The following is a 24,891-nucleotide window of genomic DNA, read 5'->3' on the forward strand; positions in this document are numbered from 1 at the left end:
GAGCTGTGCGCCATCCGGATACACGCGCGTGTGTACGGCCGGATCGCGTGACGGCGTGTCGATGATGTCGGAGAACAGCCCGCGCAGCGCGACGCCTTGCGCCGGGTCGCCCATCGGGCACAGCAGCAGCACTTGCTCGCCCTTGGCCGGCGGCAGCCACTCGCGCGTGGTGCTGGCCGCGAGCGTCATCCACGGGATCCAGTTGGTCTGCAAGCCTGCGTCCTGCGCATCGGTCGCGTCACCGACCGCGACACGGCAGGTCGGCGGGCAACTCGCGCAATTGACGTCCAGCACCACGCCCTTGCGGATCAGGTTGACGATTAGGCGACAGATTTCGTTGGCATCCATATCGCCCATGTTGCCGGGCACGAGAGCGCGGTGCACGCATTGGCCTATGTCGTGGCGGCCCACACAGCCAACGCATCGTGCCGCGGCACGTAAACCGATCAGACAATGCGGCCTTGCCGCGTTATCGCTTGATCTGCATAAGTTCTACCTCTATCCCTGCCTGTTCCAATGCGCTGTCCGAGATCGTGAATCAACTGCATTCGAGCGATGCACTGCACTTTGCGCGCGAATTGCTCGATCAGTCGATCGATAGGGTTCTCACTGATCCGCCGTACTCATCAGGTGGTCTGCATGCGGGCACGCGTGCACAGTCCCCGATGCAAAAATACATCGGCAGTGATACCAAGACGGTGTATGAGGATGTTAAGTGCGACAACATGGACCAGCGCGCGTGGGCGAGCAAAGGGGTGATCCGTCAGCGCGATGTATATACGCCGGATGTGCGTCCCTGTGCGCTCGGCCTGCCGAAGCGGCACCTGACCGAAAAGCCGCTTGAACTCGCGCGCCAAATTGTGCGGTTGGCCCCTGCGGATGGCGTCGTGTGTGACCTATTCGCCGGCAGTGGCACATTTCTGGTGGCGGCGAAGGAAGCGGGATTAAACTAAATGGGCTGCGGAACCCATGCCCGGTACCGAGACGTGGCGATGCAACGGCTGACGGAGTCAAGCGCAGACGCGCTTCAGTGACGCCTTATTGAAGCGCGCGTTGTCTTAGCAGCTAGGGCGCTTCGTATGCGCGCGGCTGCCGCGGGCCAAATTACTGTATCTGTATCGGATAATCGCGGAACAAATCATAATTCTGAGCGTTCAGCATCGCATTGCGCGTAGCCTCGTCAAACCGGTTACGCTCGAAAAAGGCCTTGATTTCGGTTCTCGCATCCTCCCATTGCTGCTGATTTGATCTCAGCCCAATGATGTGTATACGGTGGATTACTTTCACGATGTCGGGTCCATTGCTGCCATCGAGCAAGCGCATTGCGCGCTGCCAGACCTGTTTTGACAGTGCGTCGTTCAACTGCGGTGTTTCTTCAAGCAGCCCGAGTGTCGCTAATGCGCGCTGCGCAGGCGGCACGCGCTGCAGGGCGGGTTCGAGCAGCGAAAGCTCATACGCCTGCTGATTGGGTGGTATCACCCGTACTAAAGCGCCCGGCAGGTAGCGTAACGCGCTGCCTAGTTGATGATCCGGCAGTGACAGCGTCAAATGCCGCAAATGAGCGAAGTACACTGGCCTTTGTGCCTCTGGCAGCATCGATACTCGATTGGCTAGTGCGCCGATCGGCGCGCCCCGATGCGACGCTGGCAGGCGTTGCATCCATTGGAACAGTGTTTCGTACAACTCAAGGATCGTCGCGTTCTCAAGATCATAACGATAAGAAAAATAGTCGAATGACGAGCCAGATAATGAGAATGCAGCTAGCACTTTGGCTAATACCGTTATCAGTTCCGCCTGTTCAGACGTGTTTAACGCAGGGAGCCGGCTTAGAAAAGCCCGATATCTGCTTTCAATCTGCGATGCGTCAAGCCACACTGGTGGTATACGACCGTAGAATGGTAGCATCGATGCGATGGCGCCCCAGGTGCTACCTTGTTCGGGGGAGCGTCGTTCGGCGTCTGCATACACGAACTTATACAGAGTGTGTTGGTACTGGAGTGGAGTCCCAAGTATGCTCTGAATCATGTCTTTTTGTACCTGCAAGCCTTGCTTTGGCAAGCGGCCCGCGGCTTGAAAAACCGCTTTGAATACCTCGGGCTTCACTTCGTGCTGAATTTTTGCCCGTTGCCATAGCGTCTGAAGCAGCTCAGCGCGCACGGGTTCGGCGCGAATACGCTCAATTTCGGTCAACAACTGTTGTACCGCCGCTCGATTGTGTATCTCCGTCCCCGTGCGATCCAACGGGGCGATATGGGAAATGCGTTTGTGACAAAGCCAGCCTAGTCGCCTTTCTTGCAGTGCGTGATAGGTCTGGCTGTTCACCGTTGCCAAATTGCCGATGTCGTGGGCCGGCATCTGGTCGGCCACTTGTTGGAGAATTTCAGCTGGCAGGTCGTGGAATGTCGTGGGCCGGCTGGTCAACGTGTTAACCAAGGCACTGCTTGGCGGTGACGCGGCGGGTTGCGGGCACGTTTCCAGCACGCAGATGTAGGCCTGCTGATGGTTTAAAGCAGCATTTAGATCGAAGCCCATTTACAAGTTCAGCAAGAGGTTAAACACACGCAGCGCAAAGCGATGCTGCGTCGTAAGATAACTGACAACAGGTGGATAAATATAATCATGAGCCGCAATCGCTAGATTTTAGACGGATAACGCGTTGTCGATTTTAGGGCCTTAGGCCAAGCCATGACGGCGTACAGCCGTTGGCGTGCCGAGCAGGAATAACGGGTTGGCCAGCTAGGGGTCATGGCATGCAAAAGCAGCCAGTTATCGACATATAGGGGCCAGCAGTCGCGCACATATATGAGCTAGCAGTCGCTCGCAAATCAACCTTTGATCGGCGCCGGTCAAGCCGAGCAGCCCACGCGCTGGGTATCGGTAGTACGGTCCGCGCGGTGCAACCCGCTCGCGCTCACCGAACTGATACACGCGGGCAACGCGCGAGACACGGCCAACGAATCCGAGGGTCGATTCGTATTCGCTCACCTCGATGTGCATTAGCCGCGCGGTGCGCAGCTTCGCGAATATCGTACACTTGATTCGTCCGCGCTTGTTACGCAGCCGCTTAGGGCTAACGCGCGCCTTGCGCGACGCATACGCGGTGCCATCGGGATTGCGCTGTGCAGCGATACGGGCCTTTTGAGCCTGCCGCAGCGCCCACGCCGTGCAGTGCAGCGCGGCGTGCGGCCGGTGATAGTCGCGCAAGCAGCGCGCCGGCCCAGTGTTCAAGTGCACTGAGCTCGTTCACGGCTGTACGACCCACAGCATCACTGCCTCGGTCGGCGTGTCGTCGACGTGCTCGATTACGCGCTGGCCCATTGCATCGGTGCGCACTACCACGCTTTCCGTCAGCTTCAGTTTGATCGCGATGTCAGCCGCTTCGTGTTTGCGCAAATCGGCTTCGAACGCTATGCCATTTTCCCTAGCTTCGGCATTGGTGACTCAATCGGGCTGGATCGCACGAACCCATTCAATGATCGCCACCATGATCGCGTCCGCGTCGCCTGCATAGTCCAGGATCAGCACGTTAAGCATGTATCGATACTCAAACGATGGAGAGCGCGTGCCGGTAGCCACCAGCGTGCCCTGGTCGATGAATACGCTCAACGTATCGGGTGCCGACTGCAGGGCCGGCAGTATGGCAGCGTGGCCACGAGCGCTGCCCGTAAGCTCGCGGGCTTATTTATCGCGGTGGGCGTTTTGACATTCGACGATCATGTCGATTTGTGCCGCACACGCGGCCCAGGCAGCGCGGGCAGCCGTGAGCGACTCGGCCAGTTCACCATTCGTGCGCGGCGCCATCGCCGGCATCGTGCACGGCCACACGCGCGCACATTCGTGCCACATAATCGGCGGCGCCGGTAAGGGCGGCACTGGCGTGCACGCGCACCACATCGTCAGGCAGGGCAGTAGTGGCCCAATGGCGGACAGCCTGGTTCTCATCGATCAGTCTCCGGAAGGCCTTCTGGTAGGCAGCAAGCGTTGTGTCGATTGCCTCGCGTGTGCGCGCCAGCTGTGCATGCTGCGCGTCCTTCTCGCGCGCATCGCGCAGCAGTTGCTCGATGGTGGCGTCACGCTCGACGCTTGCCTGTACGGCACGTCGTTCAGCGGTGCGCGCCCCCTCCAATTGCGCAAGCAGTGTGCGGATGACGTGCCACTCGGTGACAATCGTCAGCAGTGCGGCGGTGGCCAACGTCCACCCAAAAAGCTTCCCTCTCATGCGGTCTCTGTCATTCGGCCCCCGTCAGGCGGCGAGCGCGGTGGCCTGCGCGTACTTGCGATACGCCTGAGCAAGCTTTGCGTCGTACAGGTTCCGGGCGTAGCCGGGGCCGTTGTAGAGGCGGGCAAACTGCGTCCATTGACGCTCGCGCAACGCGGCCAGCAGCCGACGGTCCGCTGCCACGAACCGCACGAACGCGTCCAGCTGCTCAGCTTCATTCGCTTCCATGCAGCCGACGAAGTCGTCAACGCTCGCATAGCTGAGCCGCGCCCAATGCTGACCCAGAACCTGAAACGCGCCCCAACTGGCCGACTCGTGCGCGGCGAGCGAGTCGATCTGAGTGGCGATCGTCAGCCGCGTGTACTCCGCCGCACCGCCGTGGTAGCCGCCGCACGTCGGCGCGACGATGTTCGGGTATTGCGCCGCGAGCGGCGCCGGATCGATATGCCGCACTGTCAGCCGCTGCCAAAACACGTGTCGCTCAAACAGGATCGTGGGCCGACCGTTGCGCAAGAAACCGACGCCGCGCGATTCGACGTCTTTGACCGCGCGAATGCACGCGATCGATACGCCGAGCGTGTCGGCCGCGCGCGTCAGATCTGCATCGGTGCAATGCTTGACATCATGCTCGCCGTTGTTCAACGCGATCAGCGTTTGAGGTCCGGCGATGCCGTCGACGACAAGCCCAGTGTGAATTTGCAGCGCGGTGACGGCGGCTTCGGTGGCCGCGTCGTACCGATGCGTGACTTGCGGCCGGTATCCGGCGCGAATCAGTCGCCGCTGCAGGCGCCCGACTTCATAGCCATGATCACCTAAACGCAACAGATTCATCGTGCGGGCGCGCTTGCATCCAGCAGCCGTGCGACGTTGCCATGCGCAGCCCACATCCAGGCCGCCAGGAAGACTGCGGTGACGGCCTCGGATAACCCAGCCGGTCGATCGTATAGCACTCGATCAATAATCGCGCTGCCCAACGCGGCAGCCAGTGCCCACGCAAGCCATGCGATGCCCGCGCGATGACGCGCGCCACGGCGGCGATACGCGAGCACGCACAGCAGCGATGCGCAGTGTGCGGCAAGCGTCATGCAGAATAAGAACGATGGCATTTCAGCGTGCCTTTCGCAGAAAAGCAAGGAAGTCAGCCGAGCGGATGCGCTCGATAAGCTGCAGCGTGATGACGATCACCAGCGCCGCGGCAAAGAATGCGGCGACACCGGTGGAGCGAATCGCCGTCGCGTGCACGATCTCCGGCGCTGCCAGGTAACCCATCACAAGCGAGATCAGCAGGTACGCAACGCGCTTCAGTAAACCGATGTCTTGCGACGACACGACGACAAGCGCTGCGCCGGTAAACGCGCCAATCAGGGCATTGCCGTCGATGCCAGGCATCACGCTGGCTAGGCCAAGGGCGATCGAAAGCACCGCCGCGGTGGTCAGGTTCGGTTCAGTCATATCGGGCGGCCCCCAGGTCAATCAAATAGTTGCACCAGCGGCCTGGTGCTGAAAATCGCGGCGGGCTCGGGCAGCTCAACAACGGTGCCCATCGGCAATACGACGCCGAGATCAGCTAAGCCAGGATTGGCTTGTAGCGCGGCTTCAACGGTGCCGTCGGTGCGGCCATAATGGCGCCAACACAACGCATCGAGCGTGTCGCCTTGTCGTGAAATGATTTTCATCGGATTCGCTTGAATGTTGACCGTGCCATGCCGCTGATCTCGTTGACTGTTTAGCGCACAGTGCATCGTGCTTCGCTATGCGTTTTAACCCGGTCGCTGGCGCGTTGTGTATCGGGTTGGGAGAAAAGTTGCGATGTGGGCAAAGACTGACACAGCGCTGCACCCATGAGCGATGGCGGGTTTGGAATGAATTGTGGTTTGGGTGGGTGGCAAGCCGTACACATGTGTAAGGTTCCTATGCGCGCCTTCGTGCGCCTATCGTTTTTCTCCTCCACGCGGTTTATTTTTTACGTGATCCAATATTGCTAGAGCCTCTATCTGGTCGTGGACTCTGGCCATGGACGTCTCTTTCACGGTGAGGCGAAACCACGTCGACTGGCTCGCGTCCTGTTTCGAGGTGTTCATCAGCCTCTCGCCCCGCGGCATAAAAAAATGGTTAAAAACGTGATGGAAATGGTCACGGTTTGCACTGTCCTGCTCAATCGTTGACATCGGTGTACGCGCCAGACACGCAGCGCTGTGTTGCGTGCGCTCGTGTAAGTGGCTTCGTCGATTGGCCCAGGGGTAGCACCTGCGGCATGGCTTCGTGCGGGGCACGTAGCACGGGCCGGGCATGCCACGTGCCGATAGGGGTCCAGTTCGACCATCCTCTCGCTGGATGCGGGCGCCAGTAGTTCGTTGCCGTCTTTGCTGATCTGCGGGCGTCAGCAGCTCATTGCCGCTTTTGCCGGTCTACGGGCGCCCGCAGCTCGCTACTGCCTTTGCTGATCTGCGAGCGCCAGCAGCTCGTTGCCGTCTTTACCGGTCTACGGGCGCCCGCAGCTCGTTGCTGCCTTTGCCAATCTGCGTGCGTCAGCGGCTCATTGCCGCCTTTATCTATCACCGCAAGCCACCAGCGCTTGTGCCCGTCGGTGTCGCGCTGACAGAAGAATTGTCCCATTGTCTGGGTAAACACTTCCGAGATGCGCAGTCCGCCTAAATAGAGCGGGGCAACAAGCCACCGTGCGCGCCAGTCGTGCGTGCCCTCGCGCTGTGTTTCATGCGGCAGGCGGTCGATAGAGACCTGGACCTGCTGCACAGGCCGCGCTCCAGAAAGCGCGTGATGCGTGGCGCGGCGCGTCGGGCACGCTGGCGAGATAGCGGCAGCGGGTTGCCGGCCAGATAGCTGGGCGTTGACCAGCCAGCTAAACAGCACAAAGGATGACCATCGCCTGGCGCTGGCTAGCGGCGGCCAGCGGCCCATGGAAGGGTCGTTAGCGCAGAGGGTTGTCAGCGCAGATCGTGCTGTGGAAACTTACGCCCGGTCGTAGCCCAACGGATGCGCGGTTATGACTGTAAATTCAACTAACCGACGCTCAACACCATATTTGCTTCACGTACGGGTTCATTTCACGTACGGGCTGGCGTTTTCTGGGAAGATCAGGCGGTAGTTTCTTAAGTCTTCCTGAAATGCATTGCTCTGTTCGAGTTGCTGTCTCAGCGCTTGTCGGGGCTGCGCATAGTCAAATCGCGAGGTCCAGTCTTGAATACGGGCCATCGACTGGATAAAGGCTGCGGCGTCTTTCTGATTCGATAACCGTTTCAGCGGAAGCAAGTAGTCCTCGCGATACACGGTTGGGACAATGATCCGACACAGATTGGCCTCGGAGAGGACACTATTCATCGCGAGGCGCGCCGTGCGACCATTGCCATCCCGAAAGGGATGGACCTCAGTGACCACAAACATCGTCATCAGTGCGCGAGCCATCGGATCAGTGAGCGCGCTGATCCGCTCAAAGCCTTGCTTGAGTGTGCCCGGCACCAATTCAGGGGCGACAAAAAGTGTGTTGCCAGCTTGATTGGACTGCTCCTTCCATTGTCCAGGAAGTTTATCTTGCCTGGCCTCCATCACCAGTGCATTGACGGTTTTGAGCCAATGCAAAAACTGCTCCGCTGTAGTTGCCGTTGTATTGCGCCAAGCAGCGGAGGTCGCCACGCGGAACGTGCCAAGGATGTCATGAGAGTCCTCTGGACGGTTCTCAATAATGGCGCCTTCGAAGATAATTTTTTCTGCCTCAGCTACCTCGAACGTCGTGCCTTCGATGTAGTTTGAGAAATAGGCCTCGAAGAACGCAAAATTTTCCATCGCCACACCTTGCGCAGCAGGGTCAGCGATGTGTTGAAACACGCTCTCGCTGAGCTGCGCAAATAATGTGTCGAAAAGATCGATGCGCTCGGGGTCATAGGGCTTGCCAGCCGCACGCGCTAATGCCAGCTTGCTCTGTAGTCTCTTCTGTTCGTGCGTGCCAAGCATGGCGCCAATGATGCCGTCCAACCGAGACCCTTCCTTTTTCATGCCAAGGGTGTGCGCAACGGCTCTTGCTTTATCCCGTAACTCGTTCAGCTTGACATCACCTCGGATCGTGAGGATTTTGTCGAGTCGCGCTTCCAAGTCATCCTGTGGTAACACCCTTTGTGACGCACCGCGCCCCGTTACCAGGTTGTCAAGAAAGCCACGTGCCTCGCTCGGCAGGGCAATGTTTTTGTACAGCACGTCGGGCGCGGGTGCCTCATACAACGGGCCCGGCCCTGGATAAACTTCGATGAGCAGGCCGGGTAGTTCGAGCGTGCGACGCGTACGCCCACGGCGCACATACAGAACGCCATTGACCGGTCGGTGCTCCAGCGCAGACTTGTAGGCGAGCACAGCATCGGGTAGCAAATGGCTGACAATGGTCGCCCAATTCCGAATGACAACCGCTTCAAGCGGGCTGTCCAGATTGCGTGTGTAGACACCCGCATAAACGCGTCTGAGCGAGCCGGCCTCTACGAGGCGGCGCAGCGCGCGCGCCTGTGCCTCATTCTCGCTTGAGAAAAGGATGTCCGCGGTGCTGTTGTCCGAATTGTGTACCATGCTTTACCCGATATCGGCCTACTTGTCCGAAATATGCTGAAATTATAAGCAATATTGTCCGAAATATAAACGATACAATTCGTGCTGATAGACGAACTGGTCCTCATATGTGAACGACGACCGCGGCTTGTCCAGTCAAAATATTCGCTCCAACTGACGCTTAGCCTCTTTGCAGTAGGCCTCAACGGAGTGTTCGCGCCGGCCATACGCGCGATGGGGGGTCAAGGCGCGTCATGAAGCGCATGAAGCGGAACCCGCCTGCGATCGCGCGATGGCCGAGACGGAAGCCGCCAGGCAAGCTGCCGCTTCCACCGAGGTCCAGCTCGAGACACTGCGCGCGCAGCTCGCCGAATGCCAAGATTCCCTGGCCGTCGATCGATGCGGCGCTTCGCGGGTTTGGCACTGAATGAAGACGCCATGCCTTCGAACACAGCGATGTTGCGGTTTCGCCATTTGCTGGAGTGGCACCAATTGGCGTAGGCGATGCGGACCGAGGTCAACGCGATGCTTGGCGAACGCGCACTGCTGCTGCGCGAAGGCATGAGTGTGGACGCGACGCTGATTCATGCCTTAATCTCGACGAAAAATACGCAGGGCAAACGCGATCCCGAGATGAGCCAGATCCAAAAAAATCAAATCAGTGGTACTTTGGCATGAAGTCGCACATCAGTGTGGATGCTGAATCGGGCCTGGTGCATCGCGTCGTGACGACGACTAAGGTCAACGACAAGCGCTGTTTTGATGAGTTGCTGCACGGCGACGAAACGAGTGTGTGGGCCGATCGCGACTACAACTACCCAGATATCCGCAGGCGCTGCGCCGAGCAAAGCATATCGGCGTGCATCGCGCGACGCAAGCGGTCGGGTGAGCCGCGCTGGCGAATTGAGCGCGAGATTAATCACGTGATCGCCAAGGTTCGCTCGCGGGTGGAACATGCGTTTCGCATCCTCAAACAGCCATTCAGCTATGTGAAGACAAGGTATTGAGGCTTGGTAAAGAACACGACCCAAATCGTCACGCTGTTTGCGCTAGGCAAGCTGTACCTGGCGCGACGCCGGCCCGCGAGCTAACGCCAAAACGGTGGACAGACCGGAGTTCGACCGCTTTAATTGCACTCGATTGAATGCCTCGCTCCCGCTTGTGCGGTAGCTTGCAGTCCGGCAAATCGCGCTTTCAACGCCGCGTTCGATGCTTCGCTTTGGAAAACACTGTTGTGAAGCGCTTCCTTAGCAGGCCTTGTATCATCTTAGTTTTGCAAATTGCAAATTGCAATTTGCAATTTGCGAGTTGCATCAGGCTTCGATTTAATGCCGGTCTTACTGGTGGGATCTCAGCCGTGACGCTTCTTCCGTTAGCTTAACGAGTTGAACGCTCGTCGGCGCGCATTCCCATAGCTTACGTTAGGCGTGCGATGCGCGCTCCAACACTTCATCAACCCATTGATTAATGCTTTTGCCCGCGGCCGCGGCGGCCACGCCAACCGCCGCATGCACTTCGGGACGAATTCGTAGCATCAACTTACCCGATGCCGGCTTTTGTGGGTCACGACCCGCCTTCGCACAATCCTCGAGATAATGATCAATGGCCTCATGAAAAGCAGCGGTTAACTCGTTAACTGCCTCGCCGTGGAAGCTGATGCGGTCTGCGACGCCCAGTACACGTCCCACGAAGATTTCGTCGCGCGGATCAAACTCGACCCGCGCTAAATATCCTTTGTAAGCCATTGCGTTCATCATGGTTTGACTCCCAATTGCGTTAACCACTGTCGCAGCTCTTCCACCTGATATTTTTTCGCTTCCTTGCCTGGATGCGGCCGATGCAGGTATTGACGGCTGCCGTTCAATTCAAATGCCACCCGCGAGCCAGCACCTTCTCTGACTTCCCCACCCAGCGCAATGACCAGCGATTGGATGTCAACAAATACGATACTGCCAGGCGTTGGCTTTTGGAATATCGCTTCCAGCGTCTTAACGTGCTTGGCCTTCATCGAGATATGATAGCAGAAATTGATAGCATGTGAAATGGCTTGATGGCAGCGAAAACACTGTGTGTAAAACGGCCACTGAGCTGCGCAGCGTGTCAGGGGCTGTGCGTAGCGTTAGCCATGAAACTTATTAGGGACGGCGTGGGTCTGTCATAGCACTTTGGCTGTCGCGGTCGTGGGGGAGCCACGGCAAGCTGGCGCGGGAGAAAAAGTAGCCTCCGACCGAACCGGGTGCGCTTCCGGCCCGTAGCCGACTCGGACGCTGCGAGAGTGCTGCTGAATGCCGGCGAACCGGCGCAGCCATTATGGCTGAATATTTTTTCGTTATGCCTGGATATTTTCTGGATTAGTAAGCTTGGCGATTAAAAGTCCGCAGGCAGCTTGTAGTTACGTTACCAAAATTTGGACAAGCGTATAATAATTAGCGAACATGTATCGTGGTGTAGCTAAAGTGCACCTTGCAAAGACTGGAACGGCGTTAATCGGACTTGAATAGAGTGGGTTTTGCAGTACGCGAGTTATGCAAAGCGTTGATCTATAAAGATGGACCGGCCGTTGGGGGAACTCCGAAGGCAGGGGTTGCTGGTTCGATCCCAGCCGGGCGCGCCAAAATCCTTATAAAAATCAAATAGTTATCACAGCACTGTGCACAAGTTATGCATCGAAAAAGGTCTGAGATGGCCTAATTTCGGACTCGCAGTGTACCCAAATTTGTACCCACCTGTCCCCGATGCCGGGGCCTAATTTTGCCTTGCTAATTCGTAAGGCCTGCGCCGCCGCGTGCCCGCCCGGTTTCCCCCATTGGCCTGCCGACGAATGCCCTGGAGAACTCCGAGGGGGTGGTCGGGGGAGTCTGCCGGGCGCGGGTCGCTTCATTTCTGCCTTGGCAGGCAGTTGCTAATCTAAAGTTTTTGATTTTAAATCAATGTCTTGCATACGCATGGTGGCGGGTCAATCTTCTTTCGGGTACACAATCGGGCCTAAAACGGGACGGGACACACTCAATATAAGCAAGCAAGTATAGACGAGGGTGCGCTGTGCCCGTGGTGGGGTTATACGCAAGCCGTAAAGCTATGTGGAGCGTCGCTGCTGTTTTTAGCGGGCCTAGCTTCTGGCAACGTGCCACGAATGCGTGTGCACGCGTGGGCTATCTGTTTGCCGTTTGCTGTGGTTTGCTTGCTGTTCGCCCGTTTGTAACGCGTTGCGAGCTATGGGTTAATTTCAGTCACCTTATCGACACAACACATCATTTCATCCTTCGATCGCTGCCGGGAGGCTTGCTGACCTTGTCGCAAGTCGCGTATCTGTGCCGCACTCCTGGAGCGAGCGAAACAACGCGACGAGTGCCAGTGACAATAGCGTACCCTAGGGACTGAAGGAGCGGAGTGCTCCTACAAGATAAGGGTGATAGTGGGCTCTCTACAATGACAGTGCCCCGACTTGTAAGCAGTGGGTGGTGCCTCCGCTTCTAGCCTGTTACTGTCTTTCACCGCCCAAGCCATAAGACTTGCTGATTGTTTATACATAATGTCGGAACGACATCTCCGAGCGAACTTCGAAGAATGCTACCCTTAGCGAAGGCTGAATGTAAGCCGGTATCTGTCCCATTCGAGCAGGATGCGAAGAATGCTATAGAAAGGGCTTTGCTCAATATGTACAAAGGGGTTAATACTTGAACAAGTACAATAAATTACTTGCCGCTATAGTTCTGGCTTTTACTCAATACGGCTGTGGAGGAGGCGATGGTGATGTATCCAGTTCTGTAACGGATGCTCAAGGGCTTTACAGCGGCATAACAAGCAAGAATCAGACAATAAGTGCTCTGATCCTCGATGACGGCTCATTTTACGCATTATATGTGAATCCAAGCAGTTTGGGAGTAGTCGTGGGCAACGTAAAGGCCTCGGACGGTAAACTATCTTCTTCGGATATTATCGACTACGATTTGACCAACGCAGAAACGCATAAAACGACTATTTCCGCAACGTACGCGCCAAAGGGTCGGTTAGACGGTACATTATCCTATCCAGGCACGAATGGGAACAGCGTTACTTTTACAATCGACTATGACACAGACTACGAAAAGACGCCGACACTTACTGCGATAGCGGGCACTTACGGAGGCACGAGCAAGGGATTAAATACGAGCGATCCTACTGGCGTTTCTATTGCAACTAACGGGTATATAGCGTTAGATAGCGGAACGTGCAAGGCGAAAGGAACAATCGCACCTCGTACTTCCGGAAACGTGTATTCGATGACACTGAATTTTGATGAGTCTCCGTCTTGCACGTACTCTGGTCAAATGTTATCAGGCATCGCGGGGGTGGATGACAACGAGGTAATCATGGTTGCTCGTGCGTCGGATACGTCACATCCGTTGCTATTTCACGGGACTCAAATAGCAGACCTCGAAGGCTGACCGACTAATTCGAACCTGACCGACGGGCGGTCTTACAATTGCCGCCCGCACTATGCTCTTGTCAGCAGTGTGTTGATTATTGTGATTGGTCTGGGAAAAACGTCGGGCCAAGCACTTGCTCCATCGACCACGGACAGGCGTCGGGAAACACATCCAAGCCGGTCTCCTCAATGGCCTTAGAAACCGCATCGGCCCAAATTTCACGTTGCCAGCTGGCGTCCTGCAACACGGGCTTCAGGCTTGGCGTACGGCCCAATCGTTCAATGATTACACGGCGCTGCTCCTTGATCGTACGCTGCCAGCTCGAACCCCGGCGGCCCGACTGATACTGCCATTTGAGCAGGTGGGCCAAAAGCACGGCCATCCGGTTCGCCAGTTCGCGTTGTTCGCTCTTACCCACGTCCTCAATTTCCTCCGCGATGTGCTCTATATCGATGGCGGATAGTTTGCCCGCACGCAGTAGTGCAGCTTGCTCGTTGGCCCACGCTATTACATCTTCATCGTAGCTTGTTCCCATCAGTCATCTCCCTCGGTTAGAGGTTGCTTCTATCAGACTTACCAGTTATCTATTATAGAGCCATCAATTAGCCGTCATCTGACGCCATGGGTTAAATGGTAGCTGGTGATACGAATGCTATGTCTAAGATTGCTCAATCAGCGCCCGTTCATCATATGTGGCCCCCACGTAGTCCGTCCTGAACAATTAACTTTGCTCTGCGGTAAGTTCATGCCGCCGACACCATGTAAGCCTCGCGATTGAGCAAAGCAACCCGGATCAGGGCGTAAAAAAGCCGCAGCTTGCGCAGGATCATCCGCAGGTTGTGGCTGGCGCCGTACAGCACCGCGTGGATGGCATCGCCTAGTGCCCCTTTAAGCCAGTTGCGATTGAGCTTGTCGTCTGACTTCATGTGTCCGATGGCCGCCTCGATTGCGCTGCGACCTCGGATCATTGTGCACAAGCCTCGCGTGATACCGCGTCGCAAGCCTGGGTGATAGATTTTCACGCCATCAATGGCCACACCTTGTAGCCACGGTCCACGACGGCGATCTGCGGTTGCGCCTCGCTCAGGATCGCCGCTTGTTCCAACGCTTGGGCCAGCGTGTGCCCGTCGTACGGATTGCCCGGCATCGAACGAGCGCCGACTACCAGACCTTCCTTGTGCGTGGTCGTAATCGACACCTTCACGCCGAATTCGTACGGCTTGTGCACTTTACCCTTATTCGATGTCTCCAGGTCCTGCTCATGCAGGAACCGCGGTACAGTCATACCGGTTCCGCCCACGCGGCGCGCACATCCAGCCTCCATCTGGCTTGTCTGGCAACTGCGTGCTCTGCGCGACGTACGTGTTTGCCCTATTCCGGCAAAAAATGACATAACCTTATAATTGTATTTTCATAAAGTACTGGCGCGCTAGCATATTAAATGTGCACCCATTTGAATGGGTGCACTGCACTCCAATACGGCCGGCTGAGCGGTGCATTTGCCACTTTTGTGTAGCTCAAAATCAAAAGCAGCGAGCATGCGCGTCATTTTGGATCGCGTATATCCGCGCTATCGGACACTGTCACCTTGGGCATAATGAAAGCCCTAATCAGACAATAAATCCCCGCCAACCCCACTAGTACGTAAATAATACGGGTCATCATCGATCCGGCGCCCAGTATCGCCGCGACAAGATCAAACTGAAACAGCCCGACCAGCCCCCAGTTTAGAGCGCCAATGATGACAAGCACGCCGGCAATCCAGTCGAATAGGTTGGAACGTGCGCCACAGGTGGTCACAATAGTCATAGTGATCTCCTCAAAAAAGGCAATGAAAGGGGATGTACCTTCTATCGCGCAACGAGCGTGCCTGCACGAACTCCTATGCTGTCGCGTCGGTTTCTTGGCGGCCTTGCGGTCCTGTTGGGGTATCAGTCGATATGGTGCCATAGCGATGTCCACGCTGGGTGAGTGCAGTGGTCACTTTTGAGCATCGAGCAAATCAATGTCTATGACCGACCGTGCCAGATCAGCGACAAGCGCTTTCAGCAGTCTAACAAAACGACGTTGATGCGCCGCGAACTTATCGGCTGTGTAGCAAGCGGGGTTTGCCTCAAAGTCAATCCGTAGTGTATTGGCGCTCGAAAAGGTCACAACGATCATTCAATCGTTGACCGGTCCGTTTGACAAATTGTGATTTGTCGCCGTGTATGGGCCAAAAGACAGTCTGCTGTCAAATGGCATCACATTGACCGTCGATTTGAACGGGGATTGATCGGGCATCAGTTCAAGTTTGCGCCGTAACACTTCACTGGGGTAGCGCTGCCTCAGCACAACGCGCTATACACGTGCTTGACGCGTTGTGCGAGCAGGTAGCGGCTGAATCCGTCCATCACAATAGGATGACTGCGCTGAAATTCTGCACCGCATTGACCACGCTGGTGAGCCGACAGTCTGTCGAAGACTCGTATCGCTTTCGACAAAATGCAGTCGCGGATTGTTCGCTTCGTCGATCACCTGTCGCAACGCCGCTTCAGATCGCTACGCACTGAACTCAGAAAGACCTGCTGCTGCGGTCGAGTCACTGCTTGAGGTCAGATGCACTATAAAACACCATGTTGGGAACAACGCAGAAATCGGGCACCGTTGCCCGAAAAGCAATGAAAACAGGTGGTCCCAATAAGCACTGGTCGGAATTTTGATGCTAATCGCCCCGTTCAGGTTTTTAGTTTTTCATAATTTGCGCCATACCGCGTGCTGCGCGTGCAGCGTCGTTTGGCCGAACAACCACGGCCCCAACGAAAAGACACCCTGCCTCACGACGCTGACCCGTGCCATGGCGCAAAAATCAGAAACCTTGATGTCCTTGAGCGACGAAGTGGCCACCTGTTAAACGATCCGAAAGCAGCAAACGAAGTCCACTAAAACAGTGTAGCTACGTCCCCACGTCAGACCGAAATAAGGTCAAGCAGCTGGATACGGGCTCATTCGCTCAGTCGGTTGCGCTCGATAAAGACTAAAATTTCGGCTTTTGCCTCTTCCCATTGCTGTTCAGACAGGTGGGGGGCTACCCGGGCGCCGGCTTCATCTAGTACGTGCAGCACTTCTACTTCATAGGCACCGTCGAGCAGACGCAGCGCGCGTTGCCATATCTGCGTTGACAGCGCAGTATTGAACGGCACCATACTGAGCAATCCGAGTGCCACCTGTGTGCGCTGCGCGGGCGGCATACGCTGAAGGAGAGGTTCGAGCTGCGATAGTTCATACGCGTGGTAAGCCGGCGGCAGCAGTGCCAACGCGTGCGGCAAATAGCGTAGCACGCGACCCAACTGGTGGTCTGGCAGTGACAGCGTCCAGCGCCACAGGTTGGCATAGTAACCAGGCCTTTGCTCGCCTGGCACCAGCCATATCGCGTTGGCCAACGCGATAATCGGCTCGTTGCGGTGCGACGCTGGTAGACGCTCTACCCATTGAAGCAATATCTCCCAATACTCAGCGCGTGTCCCGTTCACGTCATTGCTGTAGCGGCGCATGCTAGGCAGCAGCCTTGCCAATTCCACAATTACGTCAGCTTGATCGACGGCGTCCAATACGGGAAGCCGGCCCAAAAAATCCCGGTACTCGCGCAAAAATCGCGGCGGGTCGCCCCGCAAACTTTTGAGCAGTGATGCAACGGCAGGCCACAGGCTGCCTTGCTCGACACCCCAGCGCTGCGCGGCAGCATACGCAAAATCGTACAAAGCGCATTGCTGCTCGGGCGAGAAATCGCACAAAGATTCGAACATGTATTTTTGTATCTGTGCACCTCGCTCCGGCACACGGCCTGCAGCCTCATAAACTTGTTGAAACGCCGTTGGCTGTTGTTCTTTCGGTAAATCCAGTATCCATGGCCACAGCATGCTGAGCGGTTCGGCGCGCAGCACTGGCTCGGCGCGAATACGCTCGATTTCACCGAGCAATTGGTGCATCGACGTCAGATCCCGCGCAAGATGAACTCGTTTGCAGCAGAGCCAACTGAGCCGCTTTTCTTGCAGCGTGTTATAGGTCCACCTATCCGTGCTCGAAAATTGGCCCATGTCGCAAAGCGGCACGTGTTCGGCCACCTGCTGAAGGATTTCAGGCGGCAGGTCATAGTACGTCGTCGGGCAGCTCGTCTGGTTCGACGCCAAGCTGTTTGCTGAGCAATCCGTTGCGTCAGTCAGTGAATCTGTCGTCGAGCGTTGCCGCACACGCGGGCTGCTCAGGACCGTCAAGCGCGAAGCATCGGGCGGGGCGCCGGCTGCAAAGCGGCCTGCTTGCTGGCCGTGCATCGCATACAAGGCTACCTGAGGACTGCGGAAGCGGGGGGCAAATTAAAGTCCATTGACAAGCCTATTCGATTGTAGATTTTGACCAGCGCGGACGCGATGATCAGCTCCAGCACTCACGGGCATAGTCCTCGTTATCCTGCGCTCCAGTGCCCGAGTGTCCCTCCCGGTATTTATAACCTCGGTGGCGCAAGGCTTGAAGTCATCGCACATGCGATCTGCAAACTAAACGAAAACGTACGGTGTAGCATGGCGGTGAATCGTGACCGTAAAATTTTCGGCGGATAACGCATTGTTGGTGCACCGCGCACGCTCGAGCAGTACACCAAAGCAGTACTATCGTCAATATGCGGGTTCGATGTCGCCGACATAGCACGGCTAAGGCAGGCGGGTGTAATTGGATACAACGCAGACCACGTGCGACGGCATTGGCCGAGAATAGATCCTGTAAGAAAACATCCACAACTCGAACTTCGACGTGGAAGCTTCCGACTGCATCGCCGATCTGATGGACGGATGATTCGCGCTCTAAGTCACCGAAGACCCGGCCAACGACAGCTTCATGTTCGAGCCCTGGCTGTGCGCGCAGTGCTACATCGCATTCACGTGACCTGATGGTGCAGCCCGGCCTTGGAGCAATGCCGCCGCGTGCAATGTGTCATGGTGTTTTCTTGACGAAGATTAAAGTGTGCCACCCGCGTTTGCCGCACACTGCCATTTTGGGCGCGCTGCCGCCATCGTCAAGAGGTTCAACCGTGCTTGTGCAAAATGTCGTATGCAAACGCCTCAGGATCAAGGGCCGGACACTGTTGCCGATCGTACAGGGCGGCATGGGCGTGGGCGTGTCTGCGCATCGTCTGGCGGGAACCGTCGCGTCGCTCGGTGCGGTAGGCACGATTTCGAGTGTAGATTTGCGCCGCCATCATCCGGATCTGATGGAGCAAAGCCGGCGCTCGCGCGACCGGCAACTGATCGATTCGCTGAATCTGGAGGCACTGCGTCGGGAAGTGGTGGCCGCATTGCAGCTAGCCTCGGGCAATGGCCTGGTTGCGGTCAACGTGATGCGCGCGGTGTCCTCATATGCATCGTACGTCACGCAGGCATGTGAAAGCGGCGCGGGCGCGGTCGTGGTTGGCGCGGGCCTACCGTTGGACCTGCCGGAGTTGACCGCTGACTTTCCGAACGTGGCGTTGATCCCAATCCTGTCGGATGCGCGCGGTATCGGCCTGGTGCTGAAGAAGTGGATGCGCAGGAACCGCCTGCCGGACGCCATTGTGATCGAGAACCCTCGTTATGCGGCCGGGCATCTCGGCGCGCCAACGCTCGACGGGCTGGACCATCCGAACTATGCGTCCCAGCAGGTGCTAGAAGGCGCACGCGAGTTATTTAAGACGCTTGGGCTGGAAGCGGAGAACATCCCGTTGATTGTCGCGGGGGGAATTCACCGCCACGAGCAGGTCCGGCATCTGCTCGACCTCGGCGCCAGCGCCGTGCAACTGGGAACCGCATTCGCGGTGACGGAAGAAGGCGACGCGCATCCGAATTTCAAAAAGGTGCTGGCCGAGGCAAAGCCAGAGGACATCGTGACGTTCATGAGCGTGGCCGGCTTACCTGCGCGCGCCGTGCGCACGCCGTGGCTGGCCAGCTATCTTGAGAAGGAACAGAAGCTGCAGCGGGCCGCCAAGCCGCGGCGATGCACGGTCGGATTCGACTGTCTGCAGCAGTGCGGGCTGCGCGATGGCATTGGCAAGCATGGGCAGTTTTGCATTGATATGAGGCTGGCCCATGCGCTCTCGGGTAACATCGAGCGCGGGTTGTTCTTTCGCGGCTCGGAAACCTTGCCGTTTGGCCATGCAATCCGTCCGGTACGCGAGCTGCTTGACTATCTGCTGGGCGGCGCGACGCAGGCGCGCGCCGGCGACCGAGGATGCCATCTTTTCGGCGCCGGCACGACGGTTCACCCGAACGGATGCCCAACGGGCACACTATTGAGGCCTTCATTGAGCAGCGTACGCAAGGACCAGTCGGCGCAGTAGCTGGAGAGCATGTCCAGGTCGGGGATATGCAAGTCCGCGTTGCGGTGCACGTGCCCGATGGCCTGCGAATAGACAGGGGTACGCCTGCCGTTCGCTGGAACAACGTCCCGCACCAGCGTGGGTTGACGACGGAAACGCTTATTCGCGAGCACCCGATCCGAGCCTACGACCATGCGCTTGCAAATCGCCTCAGATCTTCACCTCGAATGGCTGCAGCAGGCATTGCTCGAACCGTTCGACGGCAAGACGGTCGTCGTCACGCATCACGGTCCGCACCGGCAGTCAATCCATCCGCGCTACGATGGCAACCTGGCGAATGCGGCTTTTATTTCAGACCTCACGCCGCTGCTCGATCGGGTGGACCTGTGGATACACGGACACGTGCACGATTCGTTTGACTATAGCGTTGGCCGGTGCCGCGTGCTCACGCCCTCCCGTGGCTATGCGCTGAACCGTCGACAAGCTCGGGTGCCGGCCGAACGGCAATGGGAAAATTCGCCGTTCGACGCGCGTTGCGTCGTCGCCGTCTAAACTGACGGCCGGTGCGCCGCGCCGGCCGCGCGCGGCTATGGGCTACAGCATCCGACGCAGCGTTCGGTCTCGCAACAACACGTGACGACCGATCGCGGCCAACGCATGCAGTCCAATCACCCAGTAGAACAGATTGCCGATGAACACATGCATTGCCTTAAGCAGTGGTCGCGCGATGGGATCCGCGCCGATCAGCCGGATATCCAGCCCGATGACCGGCAGCGAGACCGGGTTGCCGCCGGCGTTGACCATCAGGATGCCGAGCAGTGGCTGCGTGAAGATGAACAGGTACAGCGCCAAGTGTACGACGCGCGCAAGGAACATCAGTATGCGCGTCGACTCGACCTCTGCGGGCACCCCATGCCACAGGCGCCAGAGCAACCGCAGCGATGCGAGGGCCAGCACCAGCGAGCCGGAATAGAAATGAATCGTATTCCAAAACGCGCGGCTGTCGCTGCCCTTCGGGCCGCGTACCTCGATCGCGACATAGGCGAGGGCAACAAGCAAGAAAATCGCCCAATGCAAGAGAATAGCGGGTTTGGAATAACGATCCGTCGCGGGGGTGGCGGGCATCTCGATGTCCTCATGTCGTTGTGATAGTGGGCCGGGCGTCCGGCGGGCGGGACGTCATTGCACGTCGTTTTGCTCGAGTTGCAATGGCGCATCGTCATTATCCTGTGCCCGCGCGAATGTGTAATCGCCGAGCCTCGGTGCGCCCCGCCAAGCCGCGCTTAAAGCGCTCGTTCTGCTTGTACCCGCTTGCGGAAGAAGGGTTGTTGCTTTCATCGCAGCGCTCCGGTTCATTGACTGCGTTAGGATCGGCTCGTGACTTATGATGCAGTGGTAGCCGCCGAGCGTAGCAGGCTCGGATTGACTTTCCAAGTTCTATTCTATTTAATATATTAATCATATAGAACGATGTGACAAGGATTGCCACGTGGAGCTGAATGTCGCAGTCGGCGCTAGGATACCCGGATCGGTCAAGGTCGGGACGGTCTATGGCGTGTTATTGAATTTCCGCGGCGTGCTGCAGGCGCTGGGCGACGCGGTGAACCAGCCGCCGTACCAGCGGCCGCCACAAGCCCCGGTCCTCTATATCAAGCCGGCCAATACGCTGGCCGGCGATGGTGACAAGGTGCAAGTGCCGCATGACGATGCCGGCGCTTGTGCGGCCGCGGTCGACTCGCTGGAAATTGGTGCGTCGCTGGGCATCGTGTTCGCGCGCCGCACCACGCGCGTGAAAGAACGCGATGCGCTCGATGCGGTGCTCGGCTTCACCGTCGTCAACGATGTCAGCGTGCCACACTCAAGCCTGTACCGGCCGGCCGTGCGGTTCAACGCTCGCGACGGGTTCTGCCCGCTGGGTCCGGTCATCGTGCCCACCGGGCATGTTGGCACGCCCAACGCCTTGGACATCACGGTGCGGATCAATGGGCAAGTTCGCCAGCAGGCCAATACACGCGATGCGATCCGCGGCGTGGCGCGCCTGATTGAAGAGGTCAGTGCGTTCATGTCGTTTGAGCGCGGCGACGTGCTGCTGCTCGGCGTGCCGCCGCATGCGCCGCGTGCTCAGCCGGGCGATGCTGTGGAGATCGAGATCGAGCGCATCGGCGTGCTGCATAACGGGTTCGTGAGGGAAGCTACAACATGAAGACTGCCCGCGTTGCCGTCGACGGCAATATTCATTTTGCCACGCCGGGCGCTGGTGACACCGTGATCCTGGCCACCGGACGCACCGTCGCGGCCGACGACGTGGTATGGCTGCCGCCGATCGAGCCGCGCACGACGTTCGCGCTCGGGCTTAACTACGCGGACCATGCACGGGAACTTGCGTTCAAGGCGCCGGACGAGCCGCTGGTGTTCCTGAAAAGCGCCAATACATTCGTCGGCCATCGTGCCTACACGGTGCGTCCCGCCGATGTGCAATACATGCACTATGAGTGCGAGCTTGCCGTGGTGATCGGGCGACGCGCGCGCCACGTGCCGAAGGAGCAGGCGTACGACTATGTGCGCGGCTATATGGTCGCCAACGACTATGCGGTCCGCGACTACCTCGAAAACTACTATCGTCCAAATCTGCGTGTGAAGAACCGTGACACGTGCACGCCGCTTGGACCGTGGCTGGTAGACCGTGACGACGTGCCCGACCCGATGAACCTGACCCTGCGTACATTTGTGAACGGTCAGCAGACGCAGCAAGGCAACACGCGGGACATGATCTTCGATATCCCGACGTTGATTGCGTACTTGAGCGGCTTCATGACGCTGGATGCCGGCGATATGATCCTGACCGGTACGCCGCAAGGGTTGGCCGACACGCAGCCGGGCGATGAGGTGGTGACGCAGATCGATGGTATCGGCCGGTTGGTCAACACGATTGTCGCCGAGCGGCACTATTACGGATGCGACCAATAGCGGCCGAATGCCGCGGCATAAAGTGCGGCGGAAACGATGCGGCGCCGCATGGGCGCAGCCGCCGCGCTGCAGGGAGGACAGATGACGATCAAGCATTGGATTGGCGGCAAACAGGTGGAGAGCGCGCAAACGTTCGTCACAAGTAACCCGGCCACCGGCGAGCCGATTGATGTGGTCTGCGGAGGTGGCGAGCGCGAGGTCGCGCTGGCGGTGGCCGCGGCCAAGGCCGCGTTTCCGAAGTGGGCCAATACGCCCGCCAAGGAGCGGGCGCGACTGATGCGCAGGCTGGGCGAGTTAATCGAGCAGAACGTGCCGCAGTTGGCGCAACTGGAAACCTGCGACACGGGCTTGCCCATCGCGCAGACCCGCAAACAGCTGATTCCACGCGCGTCGGAAAATTTCAATTTTTTTGCCGAGGTCTGCGTGCAGATGAACGGGCGCACGTACCCGGTCGATGATCAGATGCTGAACTACACGCTGTACCAACCGGTCGGCGTTTGTGCGTTGATCTCGCCGTGGAACGTGCCGTTCATGACCGCGACGTGGAAAAGCGCACCGTGTTTGGCGCTAGGCAATACCGCGGTGCTGAAAATGTCGGAACTCTCGCCGCTAACCGCGGACCAGCTCGGTTTGCTGGCTCGCGAGGCTGGCATCCCGGCTGGCGTGTTCAATGTGGTGCAGGGCTACGGCGCGAGCGCGGGCGATGCGCTGGTGCGTCACCCCGACGTGCGCGCGGTGTCGTTCACTGGCGGTACCGCAACTGGCAAGCAAATCATCGAGCGCGCCGGACTGAAGAAGTTTTCGATGGAGTTGGGCGGCAAGTCGCCGGTGCTGATATTCGACGATGCCGATCTGGATCGTGCACTGGACGCGGCGCTGTTTACGATTTTTTCGATCAATGGCGAGCGCTGTACGGCCGGCTCTCGGATCTTCGTGCAGCGCACGGTGTACAATGATTTCGTGCATAAGTTTGCGCAGCGTGCAAATAATTTGATCGTGGGTGATCCGATGGATGAACAAACCCATCTCGGTGCGATGATTAGTCAGGCGCACTGGGAAAAAGTCACCGGCTATATCCGGCTGGGTGAGCAGGAAGGCGCCACGGTGCTCGCCGGCGGCGCGGACAAGCCGCAGGGGTTGCCCGCGCACCTGCGCAACGGCAACTTTGTCCGTCCGACGGTGCTGGCTCATGTCGAGAACCGGATGCGGATCGCGCAGGAGGAGATTTTTGGACCGGTCGCGTGTTTGATCCCGTTTGACAATGAGGACGACGGGCTGGCGATGGCCAACGACGTGAAGTATGGCCTGGCGTCATATATCTGGACGCAGGACGTGGGCAAGGTCCATCGGCTTGCGCGCGGCATTGAAGCCGGCATGGTGTTCGTCAACAGCCAGAATGTGCGTGATCTGCGCCAACCGTTCGGCGGCACGAAGGAATCTGGAACAGGCCGCGAAGGCGGCGATTACAGCTTCGAAGTATTCGCCGAGGTCAAGAACGTCTGCATCTCGATGGGTTCGCATCACATTCCGAAATGGGGCGTGTGACATGGGCAAGCTCTCGCTCGCAGCCAAGATCACCCACGTGCCGTCGATGTACCTGTCCGAGTTGCCCGGCAAGCATCACGGTTGCCGGCAGGCGGCCATCGACGGCCATCGCATCATCGGCGAGCGCTGCCGTGCGCTGAACGTCGATACCCTTATCGTTTCCGATGTGCACTGGCTGGTCAATGCCGGCTACCACGTCAACTGCAACGCCCGTTTTCAGGGAACGTATACGAGCAACGAATTGCCGCACTTTATCAAGGACATGACGTATGCGTATCCGGGCAATCCCACGTTGGGACGGTTGATCGCCCAGACCGCGACCGAGTACGGCGTGCACACACGCGCGCACGAGGTTGATAGCTTGGGGCTCGAATACGGCACGCTGGTGCCGATGCGGTACATGAACAGCGACCAGCACTTCAAGGTCGTGTCGATCGCCGGTGGATGCGCATGGCATACCTTAGATGAGAGCCGGCGCTTCGGCCAAGCGTTGAAGGAGGCGATCGCGCGCAGCGACGCCAATGTCGCGTTTCTGGCGAGCGGCTCGCTGTCGCACCGCTTCAACGACAACGGTTCGCCGGAGGAGTCGATCCACGATATCAGCCGGGAGTTTTTCCGTCAGGTAGACCTGCGCGTGGTCCAGTTGTGGAAACAGGGCGATTTCGCCACCTTCTGCAAGATGCTCCCCGAGTACAACACCCATTGCCGTGGCGAGGGCGGCATGCATGACACCGCGATGCTGTTGGGGCTACTCGGCTGGGACCGCTACGACCAGCCGGTCGAGATTGTGACCGATTACTTCGCCAGTTCCGGCACCGGCCAGATCAATGCGATCTTTCCGCTGCCGTGGTGACCCGGACTGTTGACCCAGGAGTGGATCG

General features: G+C 58.0%; 25 protein-coding genes and 6 pseudogenes. 10 read left to right on the top strand and 21 right to left on the bottom strand.

Going from position 1 to position 24,891, the window contains the following annotated elements; all coding sequences use genetic code 11:
* Positions 1 to 384, bottom strand: a 384-nt coding sequence (locus KPG66_RS00645) for a phage baseplate assembly protein V (RefSeq protein WP_442929385.1), incomplete at its 3' end; no start/stop codon positions are given.
* A 77-nt stretch (positions 385 to 461) separates the two neighbouring features.
* Here KPG66_RS00645 and KPG66_RS00650 point away from each other — a divergent pair.
* Positions 462 to 950: pseudogene (locus KPG66_RS00650) on the top strand (DNA methyltransferase); the annotation flags it as partial.
* Between the two features lie 154 nt (positions 951 to 1,104).
* Here KPG66_RS00650 and KPG66_RS00655 read toward each other — a convergent pair.
* The 11 genes and pseudogenes from KPG66_RS00655 to KPG66_RS00705 form a co-directional block, all read right to left on the bottom strand.
* A complete protein-coding gene (locus KPG66_RS00655) occupies positions 1,105 to 2,532 on the bottom strand; it encodes an F-box domain-containing protein (RefSeq protein WP_237069723.1) in 1,428 nt (475 codons plus the stop codon).
* A gap of 234 nt (positions 2,533 to 2,766) precedes the next feature.
* Positions 2,767 to 3,234: a phage virion morphogenesis protein gene (locus KPG66_RS00660; RefSeq protein WP_336886338.1), complete on the bottom strand. Its 468-nt coding sequence runs from the start codon at positions 3,232 to 3,234 to the stop codon at positions 2,767 to 2,769.
* A 9-nt stretch (positions 3,235 to 3,243) separates the two neighbouring features.
* Positions 3,244 to 3,606: pseudogene (locus KPG66_RS00665) on the bottom strand (phage tail protein).
* A 72-nt stretch (positions 3,607 to 3,678) separates the two neighbouring features.
* Entirely contained in the window at positions 3,679 to 3,942 is a 264-nt protein-coding gene (lysC, locus tag KPG66_RS00670; RefSeq protein ID WP_237069724.1) for an Rz1-like lysis system protein LysC, read from the bottom strand.
* Positions 3,863 to 4,219: pseudogene (locus tag KPG66_RS00675) on the bottom strand (Rz-like lysis system protein LysB); the annotation flags it as partial. The gene lysC and the pseudogene KPG66_RS00675, both read right to left, overlap by 80 nt.
* Positions 4,220 to 4,243: 24 nt before the next feature.
* Positions 4,244 to 5,050 carry an N-acetylmuramidase domain-containing protein gene (locus KPG66_RS00680; protein WP_237069725.1) on the bottom strand — a complete coding sequence of 269 codons (807 nt, stop codon included), beginning with the start codon at positions 5,048 to 5,050 and terminating at the stop codon, positions 4,244 to 4,246.
* Positions 5,047 to 5,325 carry a phage holin family protein gene (locus KPG66_RS00685; RefSeq protein ID WP_041752956.1) on the bottom strand — a complete coding sequence of 93 codons (279 nt, stop codon included), beginning with the start codon at positions 5,323 to 5,325 and terminating at the stop codon, positions 5,047 to 5,049. The genes KPG66_RS00680 and KPG66_RS00685 overlap by 4 nt, the downstream gene beginning before the upstream one ends.
* 1 nt (position 5,326) lies before the next feature.
* Complete coding sequence (locus KPG66_RS00690; protein ID WP_041752958.1) at positions 5,327 to 5,671, bottom strand: putative holin; 345 nt, start codon at positions 5,669 to 5,671, stop codon at positions 5,327 to 5,329.
* Positions 5,672 to 5,688: 17 nt separating this feature from the next.
* Positions 5,689 to 5,895, bottom strand: coding sequence for a tail protein X (locus tag KPG66_RS00695; RefSeq protein ID WP_041753974.1), 207 nt, complete (start codon positions 5,893 to 5,895; stop codon positions 5,689 to 5,691).
* Between the two features lie 844 nt (positions 5,896 to 6,739).
* A pseudogene (locus KPG66_RS00700) lies at positions 6,740 to 7,148 on the bottom strand (tyrosine-type recombinase/integrase); the annotation flags it as partial.
* A 131-nt stretch (positions 7,149 to 7,279) separates the two neighbouring features.
* A complete protein-coding gene (locus KPG66_RS00705) occupies positions 7,280 to 8,581 on the bottom strand; it encodes a Fic family protein (protein WP_237069726.1) in 1,302 nt (433 codons plus the stop codon).
* 690 nt (positions 8,582 to 9,271) lie between these two features.
* Here KPG66_RS00705 and KPG66_RS00710 point away from each other — a divergent pair.
* Positions 9,272 to 9,445: a hypothetical protein gene (locus KPG66_RS00710; protein WP_157864308.1), complete on the top strand. Its 174-nt coding sequence runs from the start codon at positions 9,272 to 9,274 to the stop codon at positions 9,443 to 9,445.
* Complete coding sequence (locus KPG66_RS00715; RefSeq protein WP_237069727.1) at positions 9,442 to 9,774, top strand: transposase; 333 nt, start codon at positions 9,442 to 9,444, stop codon at positions 9,772 to 9,774. The genes KPG66_RS00710 and KPG66_RS00715 overlap by 4 nt, the downstream gene beginning before the upstream one ends.
* Before the next feature lie 414 nt (positions 9,775 to 10,188).
* Here the strand turns inward: KPG66_RS00715 and KPG66_RS00720 are convergent, their stop codons facing one another.
* Complete coding sequence (locus tag KPG66_RS00720) at positions 10,189 to 10,524, bottom strand: type II toxin-antitoxin system HicB family antitoxin (RefSeq protein ID WP_237069728.1); 336 nt, start codon at positions 10,522 to 10,524, stop codon at positions 10,189 to 10,191.
* Complete coding sequence (locus KPG66_RS00725) at positions 10,521 to 10,775, bottom strand: type II toxin-antitoxin system HicA family toxin (RefSeq protein WP_237069729.1); 255 nt, start codon at positions 10,773 to 10,775, stop codon at positions 10,521 to 10,523. Before KPG66_RS00725 ends, KPG66_RS00720 begins: the two co-directional genes overlap by 4 nt.
* A gap of 1,669 nt (positions 10,776 to 12,444) precedes the next feature.
* On the opposite strand from KPG66_RS00725, the gene KPG66_RS00730 reads away from it, so the two are divergent.
* Positions 12,445 to 13,194, top strand: coding sequence for a hypothetical protein (locus KPG66_RS00730; RefSeq protein ID WP_237069730.1), 750 nt, complete (start codon positions 12,445 to 12,447; stop codon positions 13,192 to 13,194).
* A gap of 76 nt (positions 13,195 to 13,270) precedes the next feature.
* Here KPG66_RS00730 and KPG66_RS00735 read toward each other — a convergent pair whose 3' ends face one another.
* The 4 genes and pseudogenes from KPG66_RS00735 to KPG66_RS00750 form a co-directional block, all read right to left on the bottom strand.
* Entirely contained in the window at positions 13,271 to 13,711 is a 441-nt protein-coding gene (locus KPG66_RS00735) for a DUF29 domain-containing protein (protein ID WP_237069731.1), read from the bottom strand.
* Positions 13,712 to 13,919: 208 nt separating this feature from the next.
* A pseudogene (locus KPG66_RS00740) lies at positions 13,920 to 14,443 on the bottom strand (transposase); the annotation flags it as partial.
* Between the two features lie 278 nt (positions 14,444 to 14,721).
* Entirely contained in the window at positions 14,722 to 14,985 is a 264-nt protein-coding gene (locus tag KPG66_RS00745; RefSeq protein ID WP_049786325.1) for a DUF378 domain-containing protein, read from the bottom strand.
* A gap of 1,175 nt (positions 14,986 to 16,160) precedes the next feature.
* Positions 16,161 to 17,345, bottom strand: coding sequence for an F-box domain-containing protein (locus tag KPG66_RS00750; protein ID WP_237069732.1), 1,185 nt, complete (start codon positions 17,343 to 17,345; stop codon positions 16,161 to 16,163).
* A gap of 752 nt (positions 17,346 to 18,097) precedes the next feature.
* On the opposite strand from KPG66_RS00750, the gene KPG66_RS00755 reads away from it, so the two are divergent.
* Positions 18,098 to 19,519: an NAD(P)H-dependent flavin oxidoreductase gene (locus KPG66_RS00755; protein WP_272907006.1), complete on the top strand. Its 1,422-nt coding sequence runs from the start codon at positions 18,098 to 18,100 to the stop codon at positions 19,517 to 19,519.
* On the opposite strand, the pseudogene nrdD reads toward KPG66_RS00755, so the two are convergent.
* Positions 19,462 to 19,593, bottom strand: a pseudogene (gene nrdD, locus KPG66_RS00760) (anaerobic ribonucleoside-triphosphate reductase); the annotation flags it as partial. The gene KPG66_RS00755 and the pseudogene nrdD sit on opposite strands and share 58 nt — an antisense overlap.
* Before the next feature lie 97 nt (positions 19,594 to 19,690).
* Here nrdD and KPG66_RS00765 point away from each other — a divergent pair.
* The gene (locus KPG66_RS00765; protein WP_237069733.1) at positions 19,691 to 20,050 is read left to right on the top strand and encodes a metallophosphoesterase; all 360 of its coding nucleotides are present in this window, start codon (positions 19,691 to 19,693) and stop codon (positions 20,048 to 20,050) included.
* 42 nt (positions 20,051 to 20,092) lie between these two features.
* On the opposite strand, the gene KPG66_RS00770 is transcribed toward KPG66_RS00765, so the two are convergent.
* Entirely contained in the window at positions 20,093 to 20,623 is a 531-nt protein-coding gene (locus tag KPG66_RS00770; RefSeq protein ID WP_013433992.1) for a cytochrome b, read from the bottom strand.
* A 54-nt stretch (positions 20,624 to 20,677) separates the two neighbouring features.
* Positions 20,678 to 20,836, bottom strand: a complete 159-nt coding sequence (locus KPG66_RS00775) for a hypothetical protein (RefSeq protein WP_237069734.1) — start codon at positions 20,834 to 20,836, stop codon at positions 20,678 to 20,680.
* Positions 20,837 to 20,987: 151 nt separating this feature from the next.
* On the opposite strand from KPG66_RS00775, the gene KPG66_RS00780 reads away from it, so the two are divergent.
* From KPG66_RS00780 to hpaD, 4 genes are all read left to right on the top strand, one after another.
* A complete protein-coding gene (locus KPG66_RS00780) occupies positions 20,988 to 21,701 on the top strand; it encodes a fumarylacetoacetate hydrolase family protein (protein WP_237069735.1) in 714 nt (237 codons plus the stop codon).
* Positions 21,698 to 22,465, top strand: a complete 768-nt coding sequence (locus tag KPG66_RS00785; RefSeq protein ID WP_237069736.1) for a fumarylacetoacetate hydrolase family protein — start codon at positions 21,698 to 21,700, stop codon at positions 22,463 to 22,465. The genes KPG66_RS00780 and KPG66_RS00785 overlap by 4 nt, the downstream gene beginning before the upstream one ends.
* Before the next feature lie 81 nt (positions 22,466 to 22,546).
* Positions 22,547 to 24,010 (top strand): 5-carboxymethyl-2-hydroxymuconate semialdehyde dehydrogenase, encoded by a 1,464-nt coding sequence (gene hpaE / locus KPG66_RS00790; RefSeq protein ID WP_041753979.1) that lies wholly within the window; start codon positions 22,547 to 22,549, stop codon positions 24,008 to 24,010.
* Between the two features lies 1 nt (position 24,011).
* Positions 24,012 to 24,863 (top strand): 3,4-dihydroxyphenylacetate 2,3-dioxygenase, encoded by an 852-nt coding sequence (hpaD, locus tag KPG66_RS00795; protein ID WP_013433996.1) that lies wholly within the window; start codon positions 24,012 to 24,014, stop codon positions 24,861 to 24,863.
* The last annotated feature ends 28 nt before the right edge of the window (positions 24,864 to 24,891 follow it).

It is taken from the genome of Mycetohabitans sp. B2 (genome assembly GCF_021733735.1).
GTDB lineage: Bacteria > Pseudomonadota > Gammaproteobacteria > Burkholderiales > Burkholderiaceae > Mycetohabitans > Mycetohabitans rhizoxinica.